Raw genomic sequence first — 21,422 nt, forward strand, 5'->3', positions numbered from 1 at the left:
ATTAGTAATACGGATTATAGAACTGATTGTTGGTGTAATCGTTGCGTTTACTCAATTTCAGGTCCTGCAGTATTGACGCTTTAACCCTTAGTGTTGCTGTGTACATCTTCAAATAACCAAAAGGTATCCACTGGATGGACAGGTCCCAACAATGCAAATCGCGGTAGATACCAAACTGAGCGGTACTTAATGTTTGCTTGCGAATATCAACGTCAGAATAATAAGTTATCTTCCACTTTGGAGTGATGCTTACGTCGCCGCGCAGCTGCATGGTATTGGTAACACTGGTGCCTAAATAATTTAAGAGCGAGTAATTAAACGTATAGCTTACGTTGACATTCCATGGCACGTTAAAGTCCACAAACGCGCTTTGATCCTGGTTGATAAGCGAAAGACGTTCGGCTTGTTCCGGAGTAAGGCCTTGCAATGGCGCATTATTTACACCCTGCCCCCTGTTGGCAACCGTTTTAGCCCGTGAATTAAAGCTAATGTTTGCGGAGGCGAAGAAATTGGTGAGCTTCGGAATAGCGTATTGGTCTTTAACTATCGGGTATCTGCCTATCTGGTTATTAGATATCGAATCCCGCAGAAGCACTTTATAGGGATATAAGGTACCGCCAAAGTTTATATTTAAACGCTGATTGAATACAGCAGTATGGCCATTAAAGTTAATTGGCGAAAGTTTAAAGGAGTCTGCAACAAAATTGTAAAAGGATGATATAGTAAAACCCTGCAATATTTGAATTTTCTTATCTACTTGTGAGGTATCTGTAGCCTTAGGCCGCACTTTAGCTTCGATGGTGTTGTCTAAAGTTATACCGACACCTGCCTGCCGTTGAGCACTGCCCGGGGCATATGCAGAATTTGAGAATATTGAATAGCGCTGAAAAGTATAAGGGTAAGGCACTGTGGCCTGGCTTACAACTGTTTGGTTATACCATGCCCTGCTGTAGTCTGGGTTGTAATTAAATGATAAAGTTGGCGTTAGCACATGGCGAATGGCTCGTAACTTACCCGACCCTTTAAAGTTATAAGTGCCGTATACTTTAGTTGACAGCGAGGTTCCTAGATTATATTCGCCCGCGCGTTTGAAGCCTGCAATGGTGTCAATTGTAGGGATGGAATTACCGCTGTTAAGATTGTTACGGTCGTAGAACTTGTTAATGCTTTGCAGGTTCCAGTATTCATTGTAAGTAGCATTGATACCAAACTGAAAAAACCTTAAAAACGTGAGGTTTAAATTAGCCGGCAATGTTTGTCTTAAACCGGTTTGCAGTCGGCGGGATAATACGCCGCTTTGAAATAATTGTGATTCAGGGATTTGCGATAACCTGTTAGTCCCCTGCGCCGTGTAGCTCACAGACACTTTTTGATACCATTTCTGTTCGCCTACCCGCTCTTTCGAATCAAATGGACTGATACTGGTCATGTTAAAGTTGAACGAAGGAAGTTCCAGGTCAATGGTTTTCCTAGTAAGGTCTTGTGCATGTGATAAACTGGTGGTAAAGTTAAAAGGTGTACCAGCCCATGTTTTGGCATATGATATACTCGACCGTAAGTTGTTTTGCGTAATTTGTTGCAAGCTATAACCTGTATTAGCCCGGCTGTTTGCATAATAGCTTGAAGTTCCGGCGTTTACAGAAGCGTTAAACGTTGAGCCGGGATGCGCCGCAGGATCTTGGGTGTGGCTCCAGCGGATGTTGAAACTGTTAGTCCGCGGATCGCCGGGGTTGCCGTAATTAAGGGAAGAAAAACTTAAGGTAACATCGCCGGTGTAACGATAACGTTTTAGATAACGGGATTGCTCACTTAGTTCGAAACCTCCATGCGAGTATACTGTGGCATTGGTCAGCAGATCGATATTATCATTAAAGCCTAAATAGTATCCAAAATTGCGCAGATAGAAACCCAGCCTGGCATCCTCACCAAAAGAAGGCAATATTACGCCCGATGCGCGAGTATTAGGCTTCGGAAAAAACCCGAACGGAATAGCCAATGGCAGTGGTACGCCTTCAATTTCTAAGTAAGCCGGTCCGGAAATAATTTGCTTTTGCGTAGCTATACCTTTGGTGATCACAATACCAAAGTGCGTATCGGGATACGGCAAGTCACAAGTACTATAGATCACATTGTGGTAAGCAACCTCGTCTTCATTAAGCCTTTTGGCTTCACCGCCCGAAAGAAAGTTGGCATCCTGCGCGGAAGCGGGGTTCCACACCTTACCTTTTTTAGTCTCGTAGTTGTAATATAATGAATCAGCCGCGGCTGGCTTTTCATTTTTTTGTTTGGTGATTGGCCGGCCAACGTAACGATGTGTTTTGGGGTCTATCAAACCGCTGGCGAATATCAGCTTCTTAGTTTGGTCTAAACGGATGAAGTCAGCATCCAGCTCAAAATCTTGATATTTAACCCTTGCACGTCCATATAGGTACTGTATTTTGGTTGCGTTATCGGTATAAGATGAATCTTCCGATGTTGCTGTAACAATATCTTCCAATCCGTTCGACGCCTTCCTGGTGGTGTCCTTTGCAACGGTTGCATTTTTTTTTGTAATTTTAGTGGGCTTCGCATTAGGTAGTATCTTATTTTCAGGAGTGAGATATTTTGGCAAAGTGTCTCTGTTTGGCGATTGATCTGCCAATATCTTTGTTTGAAAAGCGTTATGATTTACAGCAAATGATGCTTTCGCCAGTACAAGACACAATAAGATAGATAAGAACCTGGCGAATTTCAAAATTAATTAGTAATGATATTTCTGCGGTCTAAGCTATCCGCGTTCAAAAATAATGAAAAATAAAGCATTCAAAACAATCATTTATTCTACCTCACTATTCCTTCTATCACTGTCATTGTTCTCATTTAAGGCCGTTCCCGACAGTGCAAAAAGAGATTCTACACCTACAGGTTATAAATTACGTACCATTGTTGTTGATGCCGGTCACGGCGGTAAAAGGCTGGGAGCTAACGGTGCATACTCTGTAGAAAAGAATGTAACGCTTGCCCTGGCTTTTAAATTGCAGAAAGCGATACAAAAAGAAGTGCCTGATGTAAACGTGGTGATGACCCGCACTACTGATGATGACATATTATGGCAAAAAAGATCTGACATTGCCAACGAGGCAAAAGGCGACCTTTTTATTTCGCTGCACTGCAACTCTTTGTCAGATAAAGTGGTGACTGTTAACGGCCGCAGGCGACGCATCCCGGATCAATCCGGACGTGGAGTATTGCTATTGGTTTATGGCTTTCACCGTGATAAAGAAGAAGCTGCGGCGCTTCGCGAAAACTTATTTGAGGATAAAGATGTTAAAGGTGCAGACGCTGTCGACTTTAACGACCCTACACAAATGATATTGCTTAATGCATTTAAAAACAAATACCGCAAGCGCAGTATTCATTTTGCAGATATCATTAACGACGAATTTAAAGACACAGACGGCAGGCCGAGCGAAGGTGTACGCGAACAGGGCATATTAGTTTTGTGCCATAGCGCTATGCCGGCAGTATTGGTAGAAACCGGATATATTAACAATCCTAAAGACGAGGAATATTTAAACTCTGATGAAGGACAAAATGAAATTGTAGCCACTTTGATTAGGTCTATAAAGACATACAAGGCCGAAGTTGAAATGGTGAATTAAATTACGTATACATCTAAAATATCATATCTTGAAAATCTCTAACGAAACTAAAGTTGGCATATTGGCTGTTGTTGCTGTTGTTGTATTAATATTAGGCTACAGCTACTTAAGAGGTGCCGACGTATTTTCTACCGACGATCGTTTTTATGCTATCTATAAAAATGTAGAAGGCCTTACCGTCTCTAAACCCGTGTTGGTAAATGGTTTTCCCATAGGTAAAGTTTCTAAAATGGAACTGCGCGGCGACGGCCAGACGATCGTTCAATTCAAGATACAGCATAAATATAACGTTCCGGTTAATACGCTGGCGAAATTAGAAAGCACCGACTTATTAGGTAGTAAAGCTATAGTCTTTGAATTGGGCACCAGTAAAGAAAATGCTGAAGATCAGGATACGCTCCGCGCGGATATTCAGGGCAGTTTGGCAGAAAGCCTGCAGCCGGTACAGAAAAAAGCTGAAATGTTAATCTCGCGCCTGGATTCCACCCTGGCATCTGTAAACAGGATAGTAAACCCAAATTTCCAGAAAAACGTGGACCGCAGTTTCCAAAGTATTGCCAATACCTTGCAAACGCTTGAAAGCACTTCGAAGAAAATAGATGCTATTGTTGGTTCGCAAAGCGGCCATATCAACGGCATTATGACCAATGCACAGGCTGTTACAGAAAACTTAAAGACCAGCACCGGCAGGTTGAACAACATAACTGCTAACTTCGACCGTTTTAGCGGTGATCTGGCTAATGGAAACATCAACCAAACGCTTGCAAATGCGAATAAAACAATGGCTAACCTACAGGCTACCGTCGACAAGATCAATAATGGTAAAGGGACACTGTCTCTACTAATTAACGACGACAGGATGTATAATAACCTGAATGCGGCTTCTGCAAATCTTAATAATCTGTTTATTGATCTTAAAGCACATCCAAGCCGCTACGTGAGCTTCTCTGTTTTCGGGCGTAAGGATAAATAGAACCTTTAAATAAACAATTTTTCATTGCGAGGCACGAAGCAATCTCGTCGCTTTCCCATTGAACTCTACGGGATCGCCGCGCCGCATACTGCGGCTCGCAACGACATGATGGATTGGTTTAGAAACTTTAAACCTCAAACGTCTTACCTTCTATAGCCAATTGCGTATCAGGGAAAACCTGCTGTGCTTCTTCAAGCAGATCATTCAGTGTTTTATAGCGGGCAGAGAAGTGCCCTATAAGTAACTGCTTTGCCTGCACTTCTGTTGCAATCTCACCGGCTTGCCATGCTGTGGTATGGAAGGTCTGTATAGCCCTGTCCAGCATATTGTGTAGGAACGTAGCTTCATGGTAAAGCAAGTCGGCATTTTTAATAAACGGAAAGTAGCTGGTATTGTAAATAGTATCTGAACAATATGCATAGCTCTTTGGCGCGCTGGAGTCCTTTGTTAGTTCACCATTTTGATGAATTGTTCCGTCGGGCGCCACATAGTTTAATCCGCGTTTCAATTGCGAATAGAATGAAACCGGAATATTTAGCGGCTCTACTTTCTCTTTGATGATCTTACGCAGCAATTTCTTTTGCCTGAACAGGAAACCTGTACAAGGGATTCGGTGATCAAGCGGAAACGTTTCTACACAGATATCCTGATTGTCTAATATGACCTGATGGGTCGTAGCGTCGGTAGCATACAACTCTATTTGGTACTGCAAGTGAGTGTCAGAGTGCTTAAACTGCAACTCTATGATCTCTTTAAGCGGTGCAGGACCAAAAAGCTTAAGTGGCTTAGTGCGCCCGTTAAGATGGAGAGACGATAGCAGGCCCACAAGACCGAGATAATGGTCGCCGTGCAAGTGGCTGATAAAAATATGATCTATACGACTGGCCTTAACATCAAACTTAAGCATTTGCTGTTGCGTGCCTTCGCCGCAATCGATCAGGTAAATATGCTCATTGATATTTAACGCCTGCGAGGTTGGATTCCTGTTATAAATAGGCGTTGCAGAACTGCTACCAAGTATGGTTACCTCAAACTTCATAGCAGCTGTGAGGGTTTACTTTACTTCCTTTTTTAGTTCTTTCTCTATCTCCTCCATAAAAACAAGGTCGATAGCTTCTTCAACAGAAGGGACTATAGTCATTACGGTATCTAATTGAGAAATAGTAACCAGGCGTTGTACGGCTTCATTAAGACAAGCAAGAATAAATACACCGTCGGCATTTTTACAAAGCCTGTGGCCTACCAATAAACTGCTAAGACCAGACGAGTCTGCAAACTTAACCTGGCAAAGGTCCAGTATGATATTACGCTGCCCCTCGGCGTTGATCAATATCAGTTCTGATTTAAGCTGAGGTGTGAATAATGAATTCAGTTTTGATTCATTCAACTTCACTACAACATACTTCTCGTGTTTATCAATAGTAAATTTCATTATCGTAGAATTATTGGGCTAAGATATAATTATTTTACCTGTAAATAAAAATCGGAGATTTGGTGGTGAAAACTAATTATTAATGATAGTTATGATGCTGCATTTCGACAATATGAGGGTGACACCTCTAAGAATGGCTATTTGGGTGAAGCTTGGGAGTGAATAAAAGCAAATAGTGTTTGGAGAATCTGTAAATGAAAGTGAAATAAAAGATGCTATAGTGTCTTTTTGTTGGGCGTCACCCTCGCAATACTCGGGTCGGGCTATACGCTGCAAGTCCTCTCCGCCTGCGGCGGATGCGGGCTTTTCGCTGCTATCCCTGACGCGAATGAATAGCCAGTTCAAAGCATGCTAAGCGCTTGATTTATGTTAGCCTCTACCCTTTTTAAAACATCAGCAGTATCTGTTTTTACAAACCGCTCGCCGGTTATCTGCTCATATAGTTCAATGTAGCGGTCCGAAATAGATTCAACAATTTCAGGCGTCATCTCCGGAACCACTTGTCCATCCTTTCCCTGGAAACCATTTTCTATTAACCACTTGCGTACAAATTCTTTTGACAACTGCTTCTGGGGTTCATTTCTCTGCTGACGTTCTTCATAACTATCTGCATAAAAATAACGTGATGAGTCCGGGGTATGGATTTCGTCTATTAGATAGATTTGTTCACCAGCTTTTCCAAACTCATATTTGGTGTCAACCAATATCAACCCTTGTTTAGCAGCTATCTGAGTTCCACGCTCAAATATAGCCCTAGTATAAGCCTCGAGCTTTTCATAGTCTTCTGCCAATACAATACCTCGGGAAAGGATTTCTTCTTTAGATATATCTTCGTCATGCCCTACAGAGGCTTTGGTTGTAGGAGTGATAATGGGATTTGGGAGTTTATCATTTTCTTTTAAACCCTCCGGCAGTGCAACGCCGCATACCTGCCGTTTGCCTGCGCTATATTCACGCCAGGCGTGGCCTGCCAGGTAACCACGTATTACCATCTCAACCTTAAACGGCTCGCAAATGCGGCCAATAGTTACAGATGGGTCGGGCACGTTAACAACCCAATTGGGCACGATATCTTTAGTCGCTTCCAAAAATTTGGCGGCAATTTGATTGAGCACCTGCCCTTTAAAAGGAATAGGTTCAGATAAAACCACATCAAAGGCGGAGATGCGATCGCTAACCACCATCACCAGGTACTTATTATCGATAGTGTAAACGTCACGTACCTTGCCTTTATAAAGTGACGTTTGACCGGGAAAATTAAAGCGGGTCTCTTTTATGGCGTTCATAGTATAGATTTGAGATGTGAGACGTGAGATATGAGATAAAATTATACGGAAGTGTCTTTTATCTCAAATCTAATATCTCATGTCTACTGTATATCCCCGTAAGCTTCTAATATGCGTTTAACCAATTTGTGGCGTACTACGTCTTCGCCAGTTAGGTAAATAATGTCTATACCTTTTATGTCAGGCAATATCTTCAACGCGGTATGCAGGCCAGATTGTTGTTTTTTAGGCAAGTCTATTTGCGTTACGTCGCCGGTAACAATGAATTTAGCTGATGGTCCCATACGGGTTAGGAACATCTTTAATTGCATATCGGTAGCATTTTGTGCCTCATCCAGTATCACAAAACAATTATCCAAAGTACGGCCTCGCATAAATGCCAGAGGAGCGATCTCTATCGTGCGGTTTTCTAAATAAAGCTTCAACTTTTCTGCAGGGATCATATCGTCCAGTGCATCATAAAGCGGGCGCAAATACGGATCTATTTTTTCCTTTAGATCGCCCGGTAAAAAACCAAGGTTCTCTCCTGCTTCTACCGCGGGGCGAGTGAGTATAATGCGTTTTACTTCTTTATTCTTTAATGCACGGCAGGCAAGTGCGACGGCTGTATACGTTTTACCCGTGCCGGCAGGCCCTATGGCAAATATGATATCATTTTTAGCGATACTGTCAACCATGCGTCGCTGATTTGCCGTACGGGCTTTAACTAAAATACCATTAGGCCCAAAAACGATCACCTCGCCTGTGGTTGACTTGTCATTGGCGTTTTCGGCAGGCTCAGGTGCTTGTACTTTTGAGCCGAATAATCGCTCAATATCCTGTATGTTAAGAGATTCGTATTTTTCTACGTGGTTAAGCAGTTTGGCAAACTTGTCGTCAAAGGATTTTAGTTCGGCCTCATCGCCTAAAACTTTTAGTTCAGTACCACGGGCAACTATTTTAAGCTTTGGAAATTGTTTTTTAATGATCTCGAAATGATCATTATTTGGTCCCCACACTACAGCCGGGTTAACATTCTCGAGGGATATCTTAAGTTCGTTCAATAGAAATGATTTTTTAGTGGCCGATTTTTATGCTTAAAAAATTTGAATATTTGCAGCGTTGTTCGCTTGTACAAGGTTAACAATAAATATTTGAAATAGTCAATGCCAATAATAACATTAACAACTGATCTGGGCGATAAAGATATCTACCAGGCTGCGCTAAAAGGCAGCATACTCAGTTTGTTACCCGGCGTTACTATTGTTGACATTACGCATAGCGTAGCCGCTTTTAATACACAGCAGGCTGCGTTCATTTTAAAAAACAGTTTCCATTATTTTCCTGCGGGTACCGTACACCTTATTGGCATCGATACCGTTTTTAACACCCACACCCGTTACCTGGCTGTTGCTTATAAAGGCCACTTTTTTGTCGGGGCCGACAACGGCATTTTTTCGCTGATGTTTGACGCCGGGCCTACAGAAATGGTTGAGCTTAATATTATGCAGGATTTGAAGTTCCTGCACTTCCCTTTGGCCGATATTTTCGTAAAGGCGGCATGTCATCTTGCCGGCGGGGGTTCTCTTACAGAGATAGGCATACCGATAGTTGAGACAGAAAAGAAAATGAACCTGCAGCCGGTTGTAGACCGTAACCTCATCCGTGGTATGGTGATCTATATCGACTCGTTCCAAAACGTTATTACCAATATCACTAAAGACTTTTTTAACCAGGTACAGCACGGCAGGCGGTTTGTGCTTTACTTTAAACGCAATGAAACCATTACACATCTAAGCTGGCATTACAACGAAGTACCTGAGGGTGAGAAGCTTTGTCTGTTTGGCATTAGCGATCATTTAGAGATCGCTATCAATAAAGGCAACGCAAGTGGTTTGCTTGGCCTTAATTTGGGTGATAGTGTTATTATTGATTTTCAATAACATACAGATGGTTAAGTCATTCATAACTTTAATTATTTGTTTGATCGCTTTATCTGTATTTGCGCAAACAATTACGCCGGATCCCGATTCTCTTGCTTACCAAAACCAGCGCAAGAAGATAAATACAATGCTGGCACAAAGGGTTGCTAAATTTGGCGACTATACAATAAGCCTGGGCCAGCATACCGGGATATTTGGGTTGCAGACTAAAAAAGATATACGCCGTTCTAATGAGATATTAATGGATATTACGCGTACAGACAATGCCATTCTGGAACAAACTAAAGTATTGTTATCTCTTAAAGACAATCAGCTTAAATATCGCTCCTATCAACAACAAACTGTGCAAAGCCAAGCCAAAGAGACACAGGATGTTTCGATAGGCTACATGACTACTATCAACAAGCTTCGTGTACAGAATGAAAAACTTACTGCACAATTAAGAGAAAGTGAAGACCGTAATAGTTCGATTAAAAAGTGGGCTGCAGCGATTGTCGTTGTCATCATCGGGTTAATTTTATTTGTTAACCGCAAACGAACCCGCAATTAAAGCGTAAATTCGTGCCTTTTGAAATATAAATGGCGAGAGCGAGGTTGAATAGCGGCAATGCTTCTGAAAAAGAATTGCCAAAGGCAAAGATCAATAGGGAAAGTCTTAAAAACATAGGCAAATTAATCAGTTACATTAAGCCGTATCGTGGCAGATTTATAGCGGCCTTGCTGTTTTTATTTGTGTCGAGTATAGTCGGCCTTGCGTTTCCATCCTTTTTAGGCGCATTAATTGACGCCGCGCAAGGCAAAACACATTCAAAATATCTTTCGGGCGGATTAACTGTTATTGGGTTAACCGCTTTCAGCGTGCTATTCGTTCAAGCTTTTGTTTCCTACTTCCGTGTTGTATGGTTTGTGCAGGTCGCAGAAAAAGCTTTGGCAGATATCCGCAGGGACACTTATTTTAAGCTGATCACTTTGCCAATGAATTTCTTCAGCAACCGCAGGGTTGGTGAACTGAACAGCCGTATTTCTGCAGATCTTTCTCAAATACAAGATGCCATTACTACAACGCTTGCAGAAATGATCCGCCAATTAATATTGATGGTGGGCGGAGTCACCTTGCTGGCTATTGTATCTATAAAACTTACTTTAAGCTTACTGGCACTTCTGCCCTTCCTTATCGCTTTTGCGGTTGTGTTCGGACGTTTTATACGCAAGATATCACGCCAGGCGCAGGATAAATTAGCCGACTCAAACACCATTGTTGAAGAGACCTTACAAGGCATCGCTAATGTAAAGGCCTTTGTTAATGAGGCTTATGAAGCTAAACGTTACAATGGTAATCTGCGGGAGGTTGTAAACATTGCTGTTAAGGGTGCACGGTTCCGTGGGATATTTGCCTCATTTATTGTGTTTTGCTTGTTCGGTACCATCATCGGCGTTATATGGTATGGCTCATCATTAGTTAGCCACGGCGAGATGACCGTTGGTGACCTTACAAAATTTGTGCTTTATGCCATATTTGTTGCAGCAGCGATGGGTAGCTTTCCCGAACTATACGCCAACATGCAAAAAGCCGTGGGTGCCAGCGAACGCGTGCTGGAAATATTGAATGAAAACGCAGAGCCTGTGTCGATCAACGCAGAGGATAATATAATTAAACAAAAGATAAGCGGTAATCTTAGCTTTAATAACGTAAACTTCTTTTACCCTTCACGACCTGAGATCACTGTTTTAAATAGCATTAGCTTTGATGCCACAGCCGGCCAAAAAGTGGCGATAGTAGGTCCGAGTGGGTCCGGCAAATCAACAATGGCTGCGCTGATTCTGCAATTCTATTATCCGCAAAGCGGAACAATCTTGTTCGATGGAAAGCCGGCGAACGCTTATACCTTAACGGACATCCGTAACCAGGTGGCGATCGTACCACAGGATGTCTTATTATTCGGCGGTACGATTTTAGAGAATATTCAATACGGCGCGCTTAGCGCGAGCCGCGAAGATGTGATACAGGCTGCAAAACAAGCAAACGCACATCAGTTTATCAGTAATTTTCCTGAAGGATATGATACGCTTGTTGGCGAGCGTGGCGTTAAACTTTCAGGCGGACAGCGGCAGCGGATCGCGATAGCAAGGGCACTGTTGAAGAACCCATCTATTTTGATACTGGATGAAGCAACGTCATCGCTCGACTCTGAATCTGAACGTTTGGTGCAAGACGCTTTAGAAGTGCTGATGAAAGGCCGCACTTCGGTGATCATTGCTCACCGCTTATCTACCATCCGCGAAGCGGATAAGATCATCGTATTGGATAAGGGCATTATAACAGAAACCGGCACACACGAAGAGTTAATGGCGCATGATGGCGGCCTGTACCGCTATTTAAGCCAATTGCAGTTAGAGAGCGCAACGTCTTAATACAATAAGTCATCCCGAACTTGTTTCGGGATCTCAAACGACATTCAACCTAAATGTGGGATGCCGAAACCAGTTCGGCATGACCTCTAAAAGGGAAACGATAAAATGAACTTAACCATACACGGGGCAGCCCGCCAGGTAACCGGAAGCATGCATTTGCTCGAGGTTAACGGATACAAAATATTAATAGACTGCGGCCTTGATTACGAGCGCGACCGCAGCACCATTGCCAATGAGAATTTCCCATTTCGGCCGGAAGAAATAGATGTGGTGATACTTACCCATGCGCACATCGACCACTCGGGTAACTTGCCGACACTTGTTCGATTGGGTTATGCAGGCCAGATCCTGTGCACCGCCCCTACCGCCGATCTTGCAGAAATGCTAATGATGGATTCAGTTAATATCTTTTTGCGTAAAATGCAAGGCGGCAATAAGCGTGGAAAGAAGCGGCACCACGACAGTGGTGGCAATCAACCACTTTATCTTCAGAAACATGTAATGGACACTGCAGAACGGTTTGTCACCATAGGTTTCAATAAACCGTTCCGTATGACCGGCGATATCGAACTGACGTTTATTCCGGTTGGTCATCTGTTAGGCGCGGCTGCAGCTGTTCTAAAGATCAATGACAACGGCAAAGAGAAAACCATTGCGTTTACGGGCGATATCGGGCGTAAAAACTATCCTGTACTTAATGATCCTCAGCCTTTGCCGCAGGTGGATTTCTTAGTGACCGAATCTACTTATGGCGGCCGCCATCATACAAAAGGTAAAACCGTTGAAGAAGTTTTAGTTGAGACGATAGATAAGGCATGTGTGAAAGAGAATGGCAGGCTAATCATCCCGGCATTTAGCATTGGCCGTACGCAATCGCTGGTTTATTCGCTCAACAAAATTTTTAGCAGCGGTTTATTGCCGCCTGTTAAAGTTTTTGTAGATAGCCCTTTGGCTATACGGTCTACAGAAACATTCAGAAAATACCATACGTTGTTGAACGAAGAAAGCAGGGACTTTTACGACCGCGAAGGCGACGAGTTTGAGTTTGATAACCTTACCTACGTTGAGAATATAAACGAGAGCCGTGATATCTCAAATTACTTTGAGCCGTGTGTGATCATATCTTCTGCCGGTATGCTCGAAGGCGGCCGTATCCAGGACCATTTATTTTACAATATCCAAAATTACTACTGCACTATCTTGTTTATCGGCTATTGCGCAAAAGGCACCCTTGGTTTCCGTCTTTTACGCGGTGACCCTATTGTTCACATCCGCGACCGCGAGTTAGCCGTTTACGCTACGATAAAACAAACCGACGTTTTAAGTGCCCACGGCGACCACGATGATCTTATGGATGTGGTTCGTGGCCAGAATAAAGACAAATTGAAAACGGTTTTCCTGGTACACGGCGATCCGCAGAGTATGGACGCGCTGGCAGCAGCTATCGAGGATGAAGATTACGCGGTAAGTATACCTGAGAAAGGCATTACTTACACTTTGTAAATAGCAAAGGCCACTCTTTTTAGTGGCCTTTGTAGTTTGTTAGCTACCTCTCTGTCATCCTGAGCAACGCGAAGGATCTTATGCGCAAATGCACTACTGAATAAAATTCTTCACCACGTTCAGAACGAAAAAATGCTTATTCAGCTACCGATACGTTCTTAAAATAATCGATAATCAGATTAGCCAGTTCGGTACCTATACGCTCTTGCGCTTCATTTGTAGAGGCACCAATGTGCGGAGATAGTGAAATCTTAGAGTGAGTAAGAATATCCTTACGCGGTGTCGGTTCGTTATCAAAAACGTCTAATCCGGCAAAAGAAACTTTATCGTTGTCTAAGGCGGCAATTAACGCAGATTCGTCAATCAAGCCCCCACGTGAACAATTGATGATACCAACACCTTTTTTCATTTGATCAAAAGAGGCGGCATCCAACACCGGCTGGTCTAAAAACGGTGTATGCAGTGTAATGAAGTCCGCTATAGCAATGATCTCATCTTTAGTTGCAACTTTCACCGGAACGTTAACTTTGATGCCACCACCTAAAATAACCTCTAATGTAGGGTCGAATGGGTAAAGGTCATAAGCCAAAACTTCCATCCCTAAACCAATAGCTATTTTAGCAACCTCCCGGCCTATCCGGCCAAAACCAAGTATACCGATGGTGCTGCCACGTAGCTCAACACCTTTTGCGTAAGCCTTTTTCAGATCGTTAAACTTTGTGTCGCCTTCGGCAGGCATTCTACGGTTTGCATCCTGAAGGAAACGGATACCTGTAAACAAGTGGGCAAAAACCAGCTCCGCAACAGATAATGATGATGAGGCAGGCGTGTTATATACAGCCACACCTTTTTCCTTCGCGTACTCAACATCAATATTATCCATACCTACTCCGCCGCGACCGATCAATTTTAGATTAGGGCAGGCGTCAATAAGTGATTGTCGCACTTTAGTAGCACTACGTACAGTGATGGCATCGTAATTTTGAAGAGCCTCTGGCAATTGATCCTGAGGTACAAATTCTGTATCGACGGTAAAGCCTGCACCTTCTAGTAAACGCTGACCTATCGGGTCTATCCCGTCATTAGCTAATATTCTGATCATTTCTTTTTAGTTATTGACACCCCCAATCCCCCTGAAGGGGGTGTATCTGATTCTTACCCCCTTTAAGGGGCAAGGGGGTTGTTATTTATTTTTCTCCGCAAACTCCTGCATCGCGTCTATCAGCACATGTACGCTGGTGATAGGTAATGCATTATAGATAGACGCACGGAAACCGCCAACGCTACGGTGGCCTTTTACACCTACTATATCCTTTTCATCACAAAGTTCTAAAAAGGCTTTCTCATGCTCCGGATTAGTACATACAAAGGTTACATTCATGTAAGAGCGGTCGTCTTTAGCGCACACCGCTTTAAACAATGGATTGCGGTCTATCTCGACATAGAGTGCGTCCGCTTTTGCTTTATTTTCTTTCTCGATCGCCTCGACGCCACCTTTGGCTTTTAACCAGCGCAGGGTAAGCATGGACACATAAATGGCAAATACCGGTGGGGTGTTATACATAGAACCACCCTCTACCTGTGTTGGATAATCGAACATCGCTGGAATGGTCCTGCCCGTTTTACCCAATATCTCATTTTTCACAATTACCAGGGTAGTTCCTGCCGGGCCCATGTTCTTTTGTGCCCCTGCGTAGATCAAACCAAAATCAGCAACGTTTATAGGATGGCTGAAAATATCTGAAGACATATCTGCAACCATTGGCACCGGCGATTTAGGATACTCATGCAGCTGCGTTCCATATATCGTATTATTGGTTGTAATATGGAAATATGACGCGTCCGCAGGGATAGTGTAATCTTTAGGTATGTAGGTGAAATTATCAGCTTTTGAAGAAGCTATGATCTCGACATTCCCGAAGTTTTTTGCTTCTTTAAGTGCCTTATTAGCCCATACACCTGTTTCCAGATAAGCTGCTTTGCCGTCCTGAGGTAGTAAGTTAAACGGCACTAACGCGAATTGTGTACTTGCGCCGCCTTGCAAAAACAATACCGAATACCCCTCGGGTACATTTAACAACTCCTTAACTAATTTAACAGCCTCGGCAAGCACAGCTTCAAACTCTGGCGAACGGTGCGATATTTCAAGGATAGATAAACCAATACCATTAAAATCAACAACGCCTTCTGCTGCTTGCTTTAATACCTCGTGAGGCAGGATGCCCGGACCGGCACCAAAGTTATGTTTCATATGTTTTTTGTTATCTGCCGCACTTGATTAGCGACTGCCGAAATTAGCAAATTGAATATTAGTTTGGCAATAAATGGAATGATTTATTATCACAGGTTAATCAAAAATTCGTAGTTGATTAACAAATCATCAATGGAAGCACTTACGGAAAAATTAAATTGTTAGATAGATTTAAGCCTCGAGATCATTTGTGAGGGATCATTAGCAGAGAAAACCGAATTTCCTGCAACGAAGACATTAGCACCAGCTTCCGAAAGTTGTTTGATATTCCCATCGCTCAATCCCCCATCTACTTCGACGTAAACATCAGCACCTGTATCGTCGATTAATTGTTTAAGATCGGTGAGCTTTTTATAGGTGTTCTGAATAAATTTTTGTCCCCCGAAACCCGGGTTTACAGACATGATGAGTACCAGGTCTATCTCGGTAATAATGTCAGCCAACAACGCTACAGGAGTATGCGGATTTAGAGAAACACCTGCAGTGCAACCAAGATCTTTGATGGCCCGAACTGTGCGATTTAAATGTACACATGCTTCGTAATGAACGGTGATATGGTCAGCACCGGCATCTTTGAAGTCCTTAAGGTACCGGTCGGGCTCAACTATCATCAGGTGGACATCGAGCGGCTTTGTAGTGTACTGCTTTATAGCCTTGATTACCGGAAACCCGAATGATATATTGGGAACAAACTTGCCATCCATTACATCAACATGTATCCAATCGGCGTCGCTGTTGTTCAGCATCTCTACATCGCGCTGCAGGTTAGCAAAATCGGCAGAAAGAATTGACGGAGCTATCAAGCGGTTCATGGTTTCAAATATATCATTTTTAGACCATGGACAATGGACCATAGACCATAGATTTAATGAGAAACGCTGTTGAGTTGCTCTGATATATGGACTATCGTCGATAGTTCGCGTAGCGCTAATCGCAGTTCTGCAGCAGGTCGTAGTATTTAGACATTAGTTCCGTATCATAGTTAACGAGGGAATTGTAGGCCTCAGCAACCAGTTCCTTTAAGATTGCAGCACCAAGTTGCCCGGCGCCACCGGGTAGTTCTTCATAATATTTTATCAGGTCTTTTACGCGAACAATTTCATACAAAAGAGATTGCACCAGATCATTGCCGGTGCCTTGCCGCAAATTTTCGGGCCCGCCGTTCAGGAATTCAAGTGGGTCAGACGGGGCATTCATGTATGGTAGCGTCTTTTGTAAATAATAAGTTTTAGCAACTTCACGCAATTAAAAGGGAAGAATTAAAAAATTGTTTTCAATTGTTGAAAAATAGTTAAAACAAAAAAGCCCTCACGTTGTGAGGGCTTCATTATCAAGTTTGTTAAATGTACTATTTATTTTCCTGACGTTCCGGCTTTGGGATCAAAACTTTGCGCGAAAGTTTCAATTTACCTTGCTTATCAACATCTATCAACTTCACTTTTACCATCTCTCCTACTTCAAACACACCGTCCATAGTTTCTAAACGTTTGTGGTCAATTTCAGAGATGTGTAATAGGCCGTCTTTACCAGGCATTATCTCAACAAACGCGCCAAAAGGCATTATTGAGCGTACTTTACCCTCATAAATTTCACCAACCTCAGGGCGGGCAGCAATTGCACGGATGCGTGCCACTGCAGCGTCGATCTTATCTTTATGGTCTGCAAATACCTGAACAACGCCTTGATTGCCAACCTCTTCAATGTTAATGGTAGCGCCGGTTTCGCGTTGCATTTCCTGGATGATCTTACCACCGGGACCTATAACCGCACCGATAAATTCTTTATCGATCTTCAGGGTTATGATGCGCGGAGCAAACGGTTTGTAATCTTCGCGAGGCGCAGTAATAGTTTTAGCCATTTCGCCAAGGATGTGTATACGGCCTTGTTTAGCCTGGTCTAAAGCGTTGGTTAACACTTCCCACGAAAGGCCATTGATCTTCAAGTCCATCTGGCAAGCAACAATACCGTTAGCGGTACCGGTAACTTTAAAGTCCATATCACCTAAGTGGTCTTCGTCACCCAAAATGTCAGAAAGGATAGCATATTTAGTACCCATTTCATTAGTGATCAATCCCATTGCTATGCCCGATACAGGCGCCTTGATTTTCACACCGGCATCCATCAAAGCCAATGTACCTGCACACACAGTAGCCATAGATGAAGAGCCGTTAGATTCCAAAATATCAGATACCACACGGATTGTGTATGGATTCTCATCATCAGACGGGAGCACTTGTTTTAACGAGCGCATAGCCAGATTACCGTGGCCAATTTCGCGGCGACCGGCACCACGGTTAGGACGAACCTCGCCGGTTGAGAAACCAGGGAAGTTATAATGTAATAAGAACTTGTTGTAGCCATTGATGAAAGCGCCATCTATCATCTGCTCGTCGGTTTTAGCACCAAGGGTTACAGAGGTTAATGATTGTGTTTCGCCACGGGTAAACACTGCCGAACCGTGAGCAGCAGGTAAATAGCTTACCTCGCTCCAGATAGGGCGTATCTCAGTAGTTTTACGGCCGTCAAGGCGCTTACCTTCGTCTAATACCAAATTGCGGATGGCATCATACTCTACGTCGTGATAATATTTCTTTGCCAGGAATTTGGTAATGTCGTCTATCTCGCCTAAAGTTGCGATGAAGTTGTCGCGTACTTCTTTGAATTTAACCGCACGCCCATCTTTGCTAGATGCTGATGACGCAACTGCGTACACCTGGTCGTAAGTAGCAGCATAAATGGCCTTTTTCAAGTCCTCATTGCTGTGCTCGTGGCTGTAAGTACGTTTTTCTGTTTTGCCAACTTCTTGTGTCAGTTCTTTTTGTGCAAGGCACTGAACTTTAATAGCCTGGTGTGCAAATTTGATAGCTTCAACCAATTCAGCTTCCTGAATTTCTTTCGACTCACCCTCAACCATGTTAATGTCGTGCTCAGAACCTGCCACAATGAATTCTAAAGTAGCGCGCTCCAATTCGCTTAAGCGGGGATTGATCACCAACTGCCCGTCGATCTTTGCAACGCGCACTTCTGAAATAGGGCCGTTGAACGGAATATCAGAAACGGCTAAAGCTGCTGACGCTGCCAAGCCTGCAAGCGCATCAGGCATAATATCCTTATCGGCAGATATCAACGATATCATTACCTGTGTATCCGCGTGATAATCCTCAGGGAACATCGGGCGTAATGCGCGGTCTACTAAACGGGAAATCAATACCTCATAGTCGGACAAACGTGCTTCGCGGCGTAAAAAGCCACCCGGGATACGGCCGGTTGCCGCGTATTTTTCCTGGTAATCTACAGACAGTGGTAAAAAATCTACCCCTTCTTTAGCCTCCGGCGATGATACTACAGTAGCCAGCAACATGGTGTCGCCCATTTTTACTACTACAGAACCGTCTGCCTGTTTAGCCAGTTTACCGGTCTCGATCTCGATGGTACGGCCATCGCCCAGATCAATAACTTTGTTAATTACTTTCATTTTGTTAATTCGGCACGCTTTTCATCTTTGGGAGCGCGCCATTTTTCTATGTATAAAATTGTTGTTTCTAATCAAAAAAAGCCATCGGGGAATATCCCGACGGCTTTTTGTCAATTTTGCTTAAAAGTTACTTAATGATATCACGTAGCTCTAATGCTTTGATGATAGCACGGTACCTGTTAATGTCTTTTTTGTATAGGTAAGCCAGCAATGCACGGCGTTTACCTACCAGTTTTTGCAATGATAATTGCGTAGAAAAATCTTTTTTGTTTTTCTTTAAGTGGCCGGTCAAGTGCGCAATACGGGTTGTAAATAATGCAACCTGGCCTTCTGCCGAACCTGTGTTGGTAGCTTCGCCACCGTGTTTTGCAAAGATCTCTGCCTTTGCTTCTTTACTTAAATACATTACGTTGAATAATATTAAAGCGTGTAACTTTTGTTAATTGTGGTGCAAATGTAATGAAAAAAATTGAAAAATTTCACAATCCTTCACACTTAGAATTTAAGCGCCCACAATGGCAAACCTTTGTCTATTATATCTTAGACACACTTTTTGGAAACTTATGTGATGAAAATTCAGTGATTAAGCATTTCACATTTATTTCAATTTCTTTCACAATTCCTCTACAAATTCTCACATGGCGTCCCCGCCTTTGGCGGTCGGGCTATATGCTGTATCTGCTGCTATCGCTAACGTGAACCAACCACGCAATTGCCTACCGAAAAAATACTTTTGAGATTGCTTCGTCGATTTATTCCTCGCAAAGACGTGATGGAGATTTTCCCCTTGCACCAACCCTCCTATTTTTTACTTTTGAATTTTACCTTTTGAATTTTCAAAATGCCATACGCCGTTTTTGAAACCGAGCACCGGGTGCGCCCCGACGATATAGATATGTTCCACCATGTGCACAACAGCAAGTATTTCGACTATGTGCTGGCCGCCCGTTATGAGCAGATGGACACCTGCTACGGCATGAGCATGGAGAGCTTTATAACCAAAGGCTTCGGCTGGGTAGTGCGCGCCGTGCAAATGGACTTTAAACGCCCGCTGGCTATGGGCGATTACTTCCTGGTAAAGACAGGCATAGAAACTATTGACGAGCGTGGCTGCCGGGTGCATTTCAGCATCAGCAACAAAGCTACCAAGAAAATTTGCTGCGACGGTTGGTTCGATTTCAGTATGATCGAGGTAGCGACAGGTAAGGCTGTAAAGCTTCCTGCGCATGTGATCAAACATTACCAGATGTAAAGACCGACCCATTTACAAATTTGTCATTCCGAGCCTGCGAGGAATCTTCTGCCTTATAAATTCTGCTCCACTTGGAGAAGATTTCTCCTCATGCTTCGTCGAAATGACAAAAGGGATGATTAACTATTAGCCGCCCCGTTTATAATATCTCCATAAAACTTCTGCAGGTCCAAACCGGCAGCGCGTACCTGCTGCGGTATCAGGCTGGCTGCCGATTGCCCCGGCGTGGTATTTATCTCTATGAAATAAAAATCGCTGGTTTGTTTTTGCAGGATGAAGTCAACCCGCACCATGCCTTTACAATTAAGGCGCAGGTACACTTCGGTTACAATTTCTTGGATGGTTTCGTTTTGTTCGGCAGTAAGGTCCGCGGGCGTTATCTCTTTACTTGCGCCGGGTGTATATTTAGCTTCATAATCAAAAAACTCTTTGTGCGTAATAATCTCCGTAGCCGGTAAAACCGTAAGGTGATGATCCAATCGCGCAATGCCGATGCTAAATTCGCGGCCCTCGATAAATTCCTCAACCAATATCTGGCTGTCTTCGTGGAATGCCTTTTCCAACGCGCCGGGCAGTTCGGCTACGTTGTGCACTTTGCTCATGCCCACACTGCTGCCACCATTGTTTGGTTTTATGAACAAAGGAAATCTCAAAGTCGCGGAGACGGTAGTTACGTCGTGCAGGTCTTTTTTAAATAACCTGAGCGACTTTGCGGTATGCAAATGTTTTATGCCATGAACAATGGTTTTGGTGTTCGCTTTGTTCATGGTCAGGGCTGACGTGGCAGCGTCGCAGGTATTGTAGGGTATGCCCAGCATGTCCAGATAGCCCTGCAGCTTGCCGTCCTCACCGGGCGTGCCATGCACGGTAATAAATGCCGCGTCGAATTTGACTTTATCACCATCAATGGTAAGACTAAAATCGTTTTTATCAACTCCTATCTTACCGCCGGCCGATTCATAAAACCAAGAATCCCGGTTGATCAGTATCGTATAGACTTTAAACTCGGCAGAGTCAAGGGTAGCAGCAATATTTTTCGCGCTGTTAATAGAAACTTCATATTCGCCGGTGTAGCCACCCGCAAGCAGGGCAATGTTTTTTACAGACATAGTTCTCAAAGATAATTATAAGCTATAAAGCCCCATCAAATAGTTTAAACTTCCCGTCTAGTGTTATCAAATTTCACACACACGTGCCCAATTTGCCGGCGTATCGTTACCGAATACTTGAATCGCTCATATGCTTTTCGACTTGCTGTTTCACTGTTTCACTTGA

Annotated in this window: 19 protein-coding genes; 7 read left to right on the forward strand and 12 right to left on the reverse strand. The window is 43.3% G+C overall.

Annotated features, from left to right (window positions below; translation table 11 throughout):
* Window position 1: 1 nt before the first annotated feature.
* Window positions 2–2,734 carry a putative LPS assembly protein LptD gene (locus GO620_RS06915; RefSeq protein WP_157523746.1) on the reverse strand — a complete coding sequence of 911 codons (2,733 nt, stop codon included), beginning with the start codon at window positions 2,732–2,734 and terminating at the stop codon, window positions 2–4.
* Window positions 2,735–2,786: 52 nt separating this feature from the next.
* On the opposite strand from GO620_RS06915, the gene GO620_RS06920 reads away from it, so the two are divergent.
* Complete coding sequence (locus GO620_RS06920; RefSeq protein ID WP_157523747.1) at window positions 2,787–3,641, forward strand: N-acetylmuramoyl-L-alanine amidase family protein; 855 nt, start codon at window positions 2,787–2,789, stop codon at window positions 3,639–3,641.
* A gap of 28 nt (window positions 3,642–3,669) precedes the next feature.
* Complete coding sequence (locus GO620_RS06925) at window positions 3,670–4,614, forward strand: MlaD family protein (RefSeq protein ID WP_157523748.1); 945 nt, start codon at window positions 3,670–3,672, stop codon at window positions 4,612–4,614.
* 127 nt (window positions 4,615–4,741) lie between these two features.
* Here the strand turns inward: GO620_RS06925 and GO620_RS06930 are convergent, their stop codons facing one another.
* The 4 genes from GO620_RS06930 to GO620_RS06945 all read right to left on the reverse strand — a co-directional run bounded on the left by GO620_RS06930 (window position 4,742) and on the right by GO620_RS06945 (window position 8,375).
* The gene (locus GO620_RS06930) at window positions 4,742–5,653 is read right to left on the reverse strand and encodes a ribonuclease Z (RefSeq protein ID WP_157523749.1); all 912 of its coding nucleotides are present in this window, start codon (window positions 5,651–5,653) and stop codon (window positions 4,742–4,744) included.
* A gap of 15 nt (window positions 5,654–5,668) precedes the next feature.
* A complete protein-coding gene (locus GO620_RS06935; protein WP_157523750.1) occupies window positions 5,669–6,046 on the reverse strand; it encodes an STAS domain-containing protein in 378 nt (125 codons plus the stop codon).
* A gap of 341 nt (window positions 6,047–6,387) precedes the next feature.
* Window positions 6,388–7,332, reverse strand: coding sequence for a phosphoribosylaminoimidazolesuccinocarboxamide synthase (locus GO620_RS06940; protein ID WP_157523751.1), 945 nt, complete (start codon window positions 7,330–7,332; stop codon window positions 6,388–6,390).
* Window positions 7,333–7,415: 83 nt separating this feature from the next.
* Complete coding sequence (locus tag GO620_RS06945; protein ID WP_157523752.1) at window positions 7,416–8,375, reverse strand: PhoH family protein; 960 nt, start codon at window positions 8,373–8,375, stop codon at window positions 7,416–7,418.
* A 102-nt stretch (window positions 8,376–8,477) separates the two neighbouring features.
* Between GO620_RS06945 and GO620_RS06950 the strand changes: the two genes are divergently transcribed.
* The 4 genes from GO620_RS06950 to GO620_RS06965 all read left to right on the forward strand — a co-directional run bounded on the left by GO620_RS06950 (window position 8,478) and on the right by GO620_RS06965 (window position 13,169).
* Window positions 8,478–9,254, forward strand: coding sequence for an SAM hydrolase/SAM-dependent halogenase family protein (locus GO620_RS06950; RefSeq protein WP_157523753.1), 777 nt, complete (start codon window positions 8,478–8,480; stop codon window positions 9,252–9,254).
* A gap of 7 nt (window positions 9,255–9,261) precedes the next feature.
* On the forward strand, window positions 9,262–9,804 hold the full coding sequence (locus tag GO620_RS06955; protein ID WP_244139473.1) for a hypothetical protein: 543 nt from the start codon (window positions 9,262–9,264) through the stop codon (window positions 9,802–9,804).
* Between the two features lie 29 nt (window positions 9,805–9,833).
* Window positions 9,834–11,666, forward strand: coding sequence for an ABC transporter ATP-binding protein (locus GO620_RS06960; RefSeq protein ID WP_157523754.1), 1,833 nt, complete (start codon window positions 9,834–9,836; stop codon window positions 11,664–11,666).
* 105 nt (window positions 11,667–11,771) lie between these two features.
* Entirely contained in the window at window positions 11,772–13,169 is a 1,398-nt protein-coding gene (locus GO620_RS06965) for an MBL fold metallo-hydrolase RNA specificity domain-containing protein (RefSeq protein WP_157523755.1), read from the forward strand.
* A gap of 136 nt (window positions 13,170–13,305) precedes the next feature.
* Here GO620_RS06965 and GO620_RS06970 read toward each other — a convergent pair whose 3' ends face one another.
* From GO620_RS06970 to rpsO, 6 genes are all read right to left on the reverse strand, one after another.
* Window positions 13,306–14,271 (reverse strand): D-2-hydroxyacid dehydrogenase, encoded by a 966-nt coding sequence (locus GO620_RS06970; RefSeq protein WP_157523756.1) that lies wholly within the window; start codon window positions 14,269–14,271, stop codon window positions 13,306–13,308.
* 81 nt (window positions 14,272–14,352) lie between these two features.
* The gene (gene serC / locus GO620_RS06975; RefSeq protein WP_157523757.1) at window positions 14,353–15,420 is read right to left on the reverse strand and encodes a 3-phosphoserine/phosphohydroxythreonine transaminase; all 1,068 of its coding nucleotides are present in this window, start codon (window positions 15,418–15,420) and stop codon (window positions 14,353–14,355) included.
* A gap of 161 nt (window positions 15,421–15,581) precedes the next feature.
* Window positions 15,582–16,232: a ribulose-phosphate 3-epimerase gene (rpe, locus tag GO620_RS06980; protein WP_157523758.1), complete on the reverse strand. Its 651-nt coding sequence runs from the start codon at window positions 16,230–16,232 to the stop codon at window positions 15,582–15,584.
* A gap of 115 nt (window positions 16,233–16,347) precedes the next feature.
* Window positions 16,348–16,617: a hypothetical protein gene (locus GO620_RS06985; RefSeq protein WP_157523759.1), complete on the reverse strand. Its 270-nt coding sequence runs from the start codon at window positions 16,615–16,617 to the stop codon at window positions 16,348–16,350.
* A gap of 151 nt (window positions 16,618–16,768) precedes the next feature.
* Entirely contained in the window at window positions 16,769–18,895 is a 2,127-nt protein-coding gene (pnp, locus tag GO620_RS06990) for a polyribonucleotide nucleotidyltransferase (RefSeq protein WP_157523760.1), read from the reverse strand.
* A gap of 127 nt (window positions 18,896–19,022) precedes the next feature.
* Window positions 19,023–19,301: a 30S ribosomal protein S15 gene (gene rpsO, locus GO620_RS06995; RefSeq protein ID WP_157523761.1), complete on the reverse strand. Its 279-nt coding sequence runs from the start codon at window positions 19,299–19,301 to the stop codon at window positions 19,023–19,025.
* Window positions 19,302–19,736: 435 nt separating this feature from the next.
* Here rpsO and GO620_RS07000 point away from each other — a divergent pair, with 435 nt between their 5' ends.
* Entirely contained in the window at window positions 19,737–20,147 is a 411-nt protein-coding gene (locus GO620_RS07000; protein WP_157523762.1) for an acyl-CoA thioesterase, read from the forward strand.
* Window positions 20,148–20,266: 119 nt separating this feature from the next.
* Here the strand turns inward: GO620_RS07000 and GO620_RS07005 are convergent, their stop codons facing one another.
* A complete protein-coding gene (locus GO620_RS07005; protein ID WP_157523763.1) occupies window positions 20,267–21,256 on the reverse strand; it encodes a D-alanine--D-alanine ligase in 990 nt (329 codons plus the stop codon).
* Between the last annotated feature and the right edge of the window lie 166 nt (window positions 21,257–21,422).

Origin of the sequence: Mucilaginibacter ginkgonis (assembly GCF_009754905.2) — a bacterium.
Lineage (GTDB): Bacteria > Bacteroidota > Bacteroidia > Sphingobacteriales > Sphingobacteriaceae > Mucilaginibacter > Mucilaginibacter ginkgonis.

Coding starts and splice junctions, on each gene's coding strand:
- GO620_RS06920 (WP_157523747.1), top strand. CDS start 2,787: ATGAAAAATAAAGCATTCAAAACAATCATTTATTCTACCTCACTATTC.
- GO620_RS06930 (WP_157523749.1), bottom strand. CDS start 5,653: ATGAAGTTTGAGGTAACCATACTTGGTAGCAGTTCTGCAACGCCTATT.
- GO620_RS06935 (WP_157523750.1), bottom strand. CDS start 6,046: ATGAAATTTACTATTGATAAACACGAGAAGTATGTTGTAGTGAAGTTG.
- GO620_RS06940 (WP_157523751.1), bottom strand. CDS start 7,332: ATGAACGCCATAAAAGAGACCCGCTTTAATTTTCCCGGTCAAACGTCA.
- GO620_RS06950 (WP_157523753.1), top strand. CDS start 8,478: ATGCCAATAATAACATTAACAACTGATCTGGGCGATAAAGATATCTAC.
- GO620_RS06955 (WP_244139473.1), top strand. CDS start 9,262: ATGGTTAAGTCATTCATAACTTTAATTATTTGTTTGATCGCTTTATCT.
- GO620_RS06960 (WP_157523754.1), top strand. CDS start 9,834: ATGGCGAGAGCGAGGTTGAATAGCGGCAATGCTTCTGAAAAAGAATTG.
- GO620_RS06965 (WP_157523755.1), top strand. CDS start 11,772: ATGAACTTAACCATACACGGGGCAGCCCGCCAGGTAACCGGAAGCATG.
- GO620_RS06970 (WP_157523756.1), bottom strand. CDS start 14,271: ATGATCAGAATATTAGCTAATGACGGGATAGACCCGATAGGTCAGCGT.
- serC (WP_157523757.1), bottom strand. CDS start 15,420: ATGAAACATAACTTTGGTGCCGGTCCGGGCATCCTGCCTCACGAGGTA.
- rpe (WP_157523758.1), bottom strand. CDS start 16,232: ATGAACCGCTTGATAGCTCCGTCAATTCTTTCTGCCGATTTTGCTAAC.
- GO620_RS06985 (WP_157523759.1), bottom strand. CDS start 16,617: ATGAATGCCCCGTCTGACCCACTTGAATTCCTGAACGGCGGGCCCGAA.
- pnp (WP_157523760.1), bottom strand. CDS start 18,895: ATGAAAGTAATTAACAAAGTTATTGATCTGGGCGATGGCCGTACCATC.
- rpsO (WP_157523761.1), bottom strand. CDS start 19,301: ATGTATTTAAGTAAAGAAGCAAAGGCAGAGATCTTTGCAAAACACGGT.
- GO620_RS07000 (WP_157523762.1), top strand. CDS start 19,737: ATGCCATACGCCGTTTTTGAAACCGAGCACCGGGTGCGCCCCGACGAT.
- GO620_RS07005 (WP_157523763.1), bottom strand. CDS start 21,256: ATGTCTGTAAAAAACATTGCCCTGCTTGCGGGTGGCTACACCGGCGAA.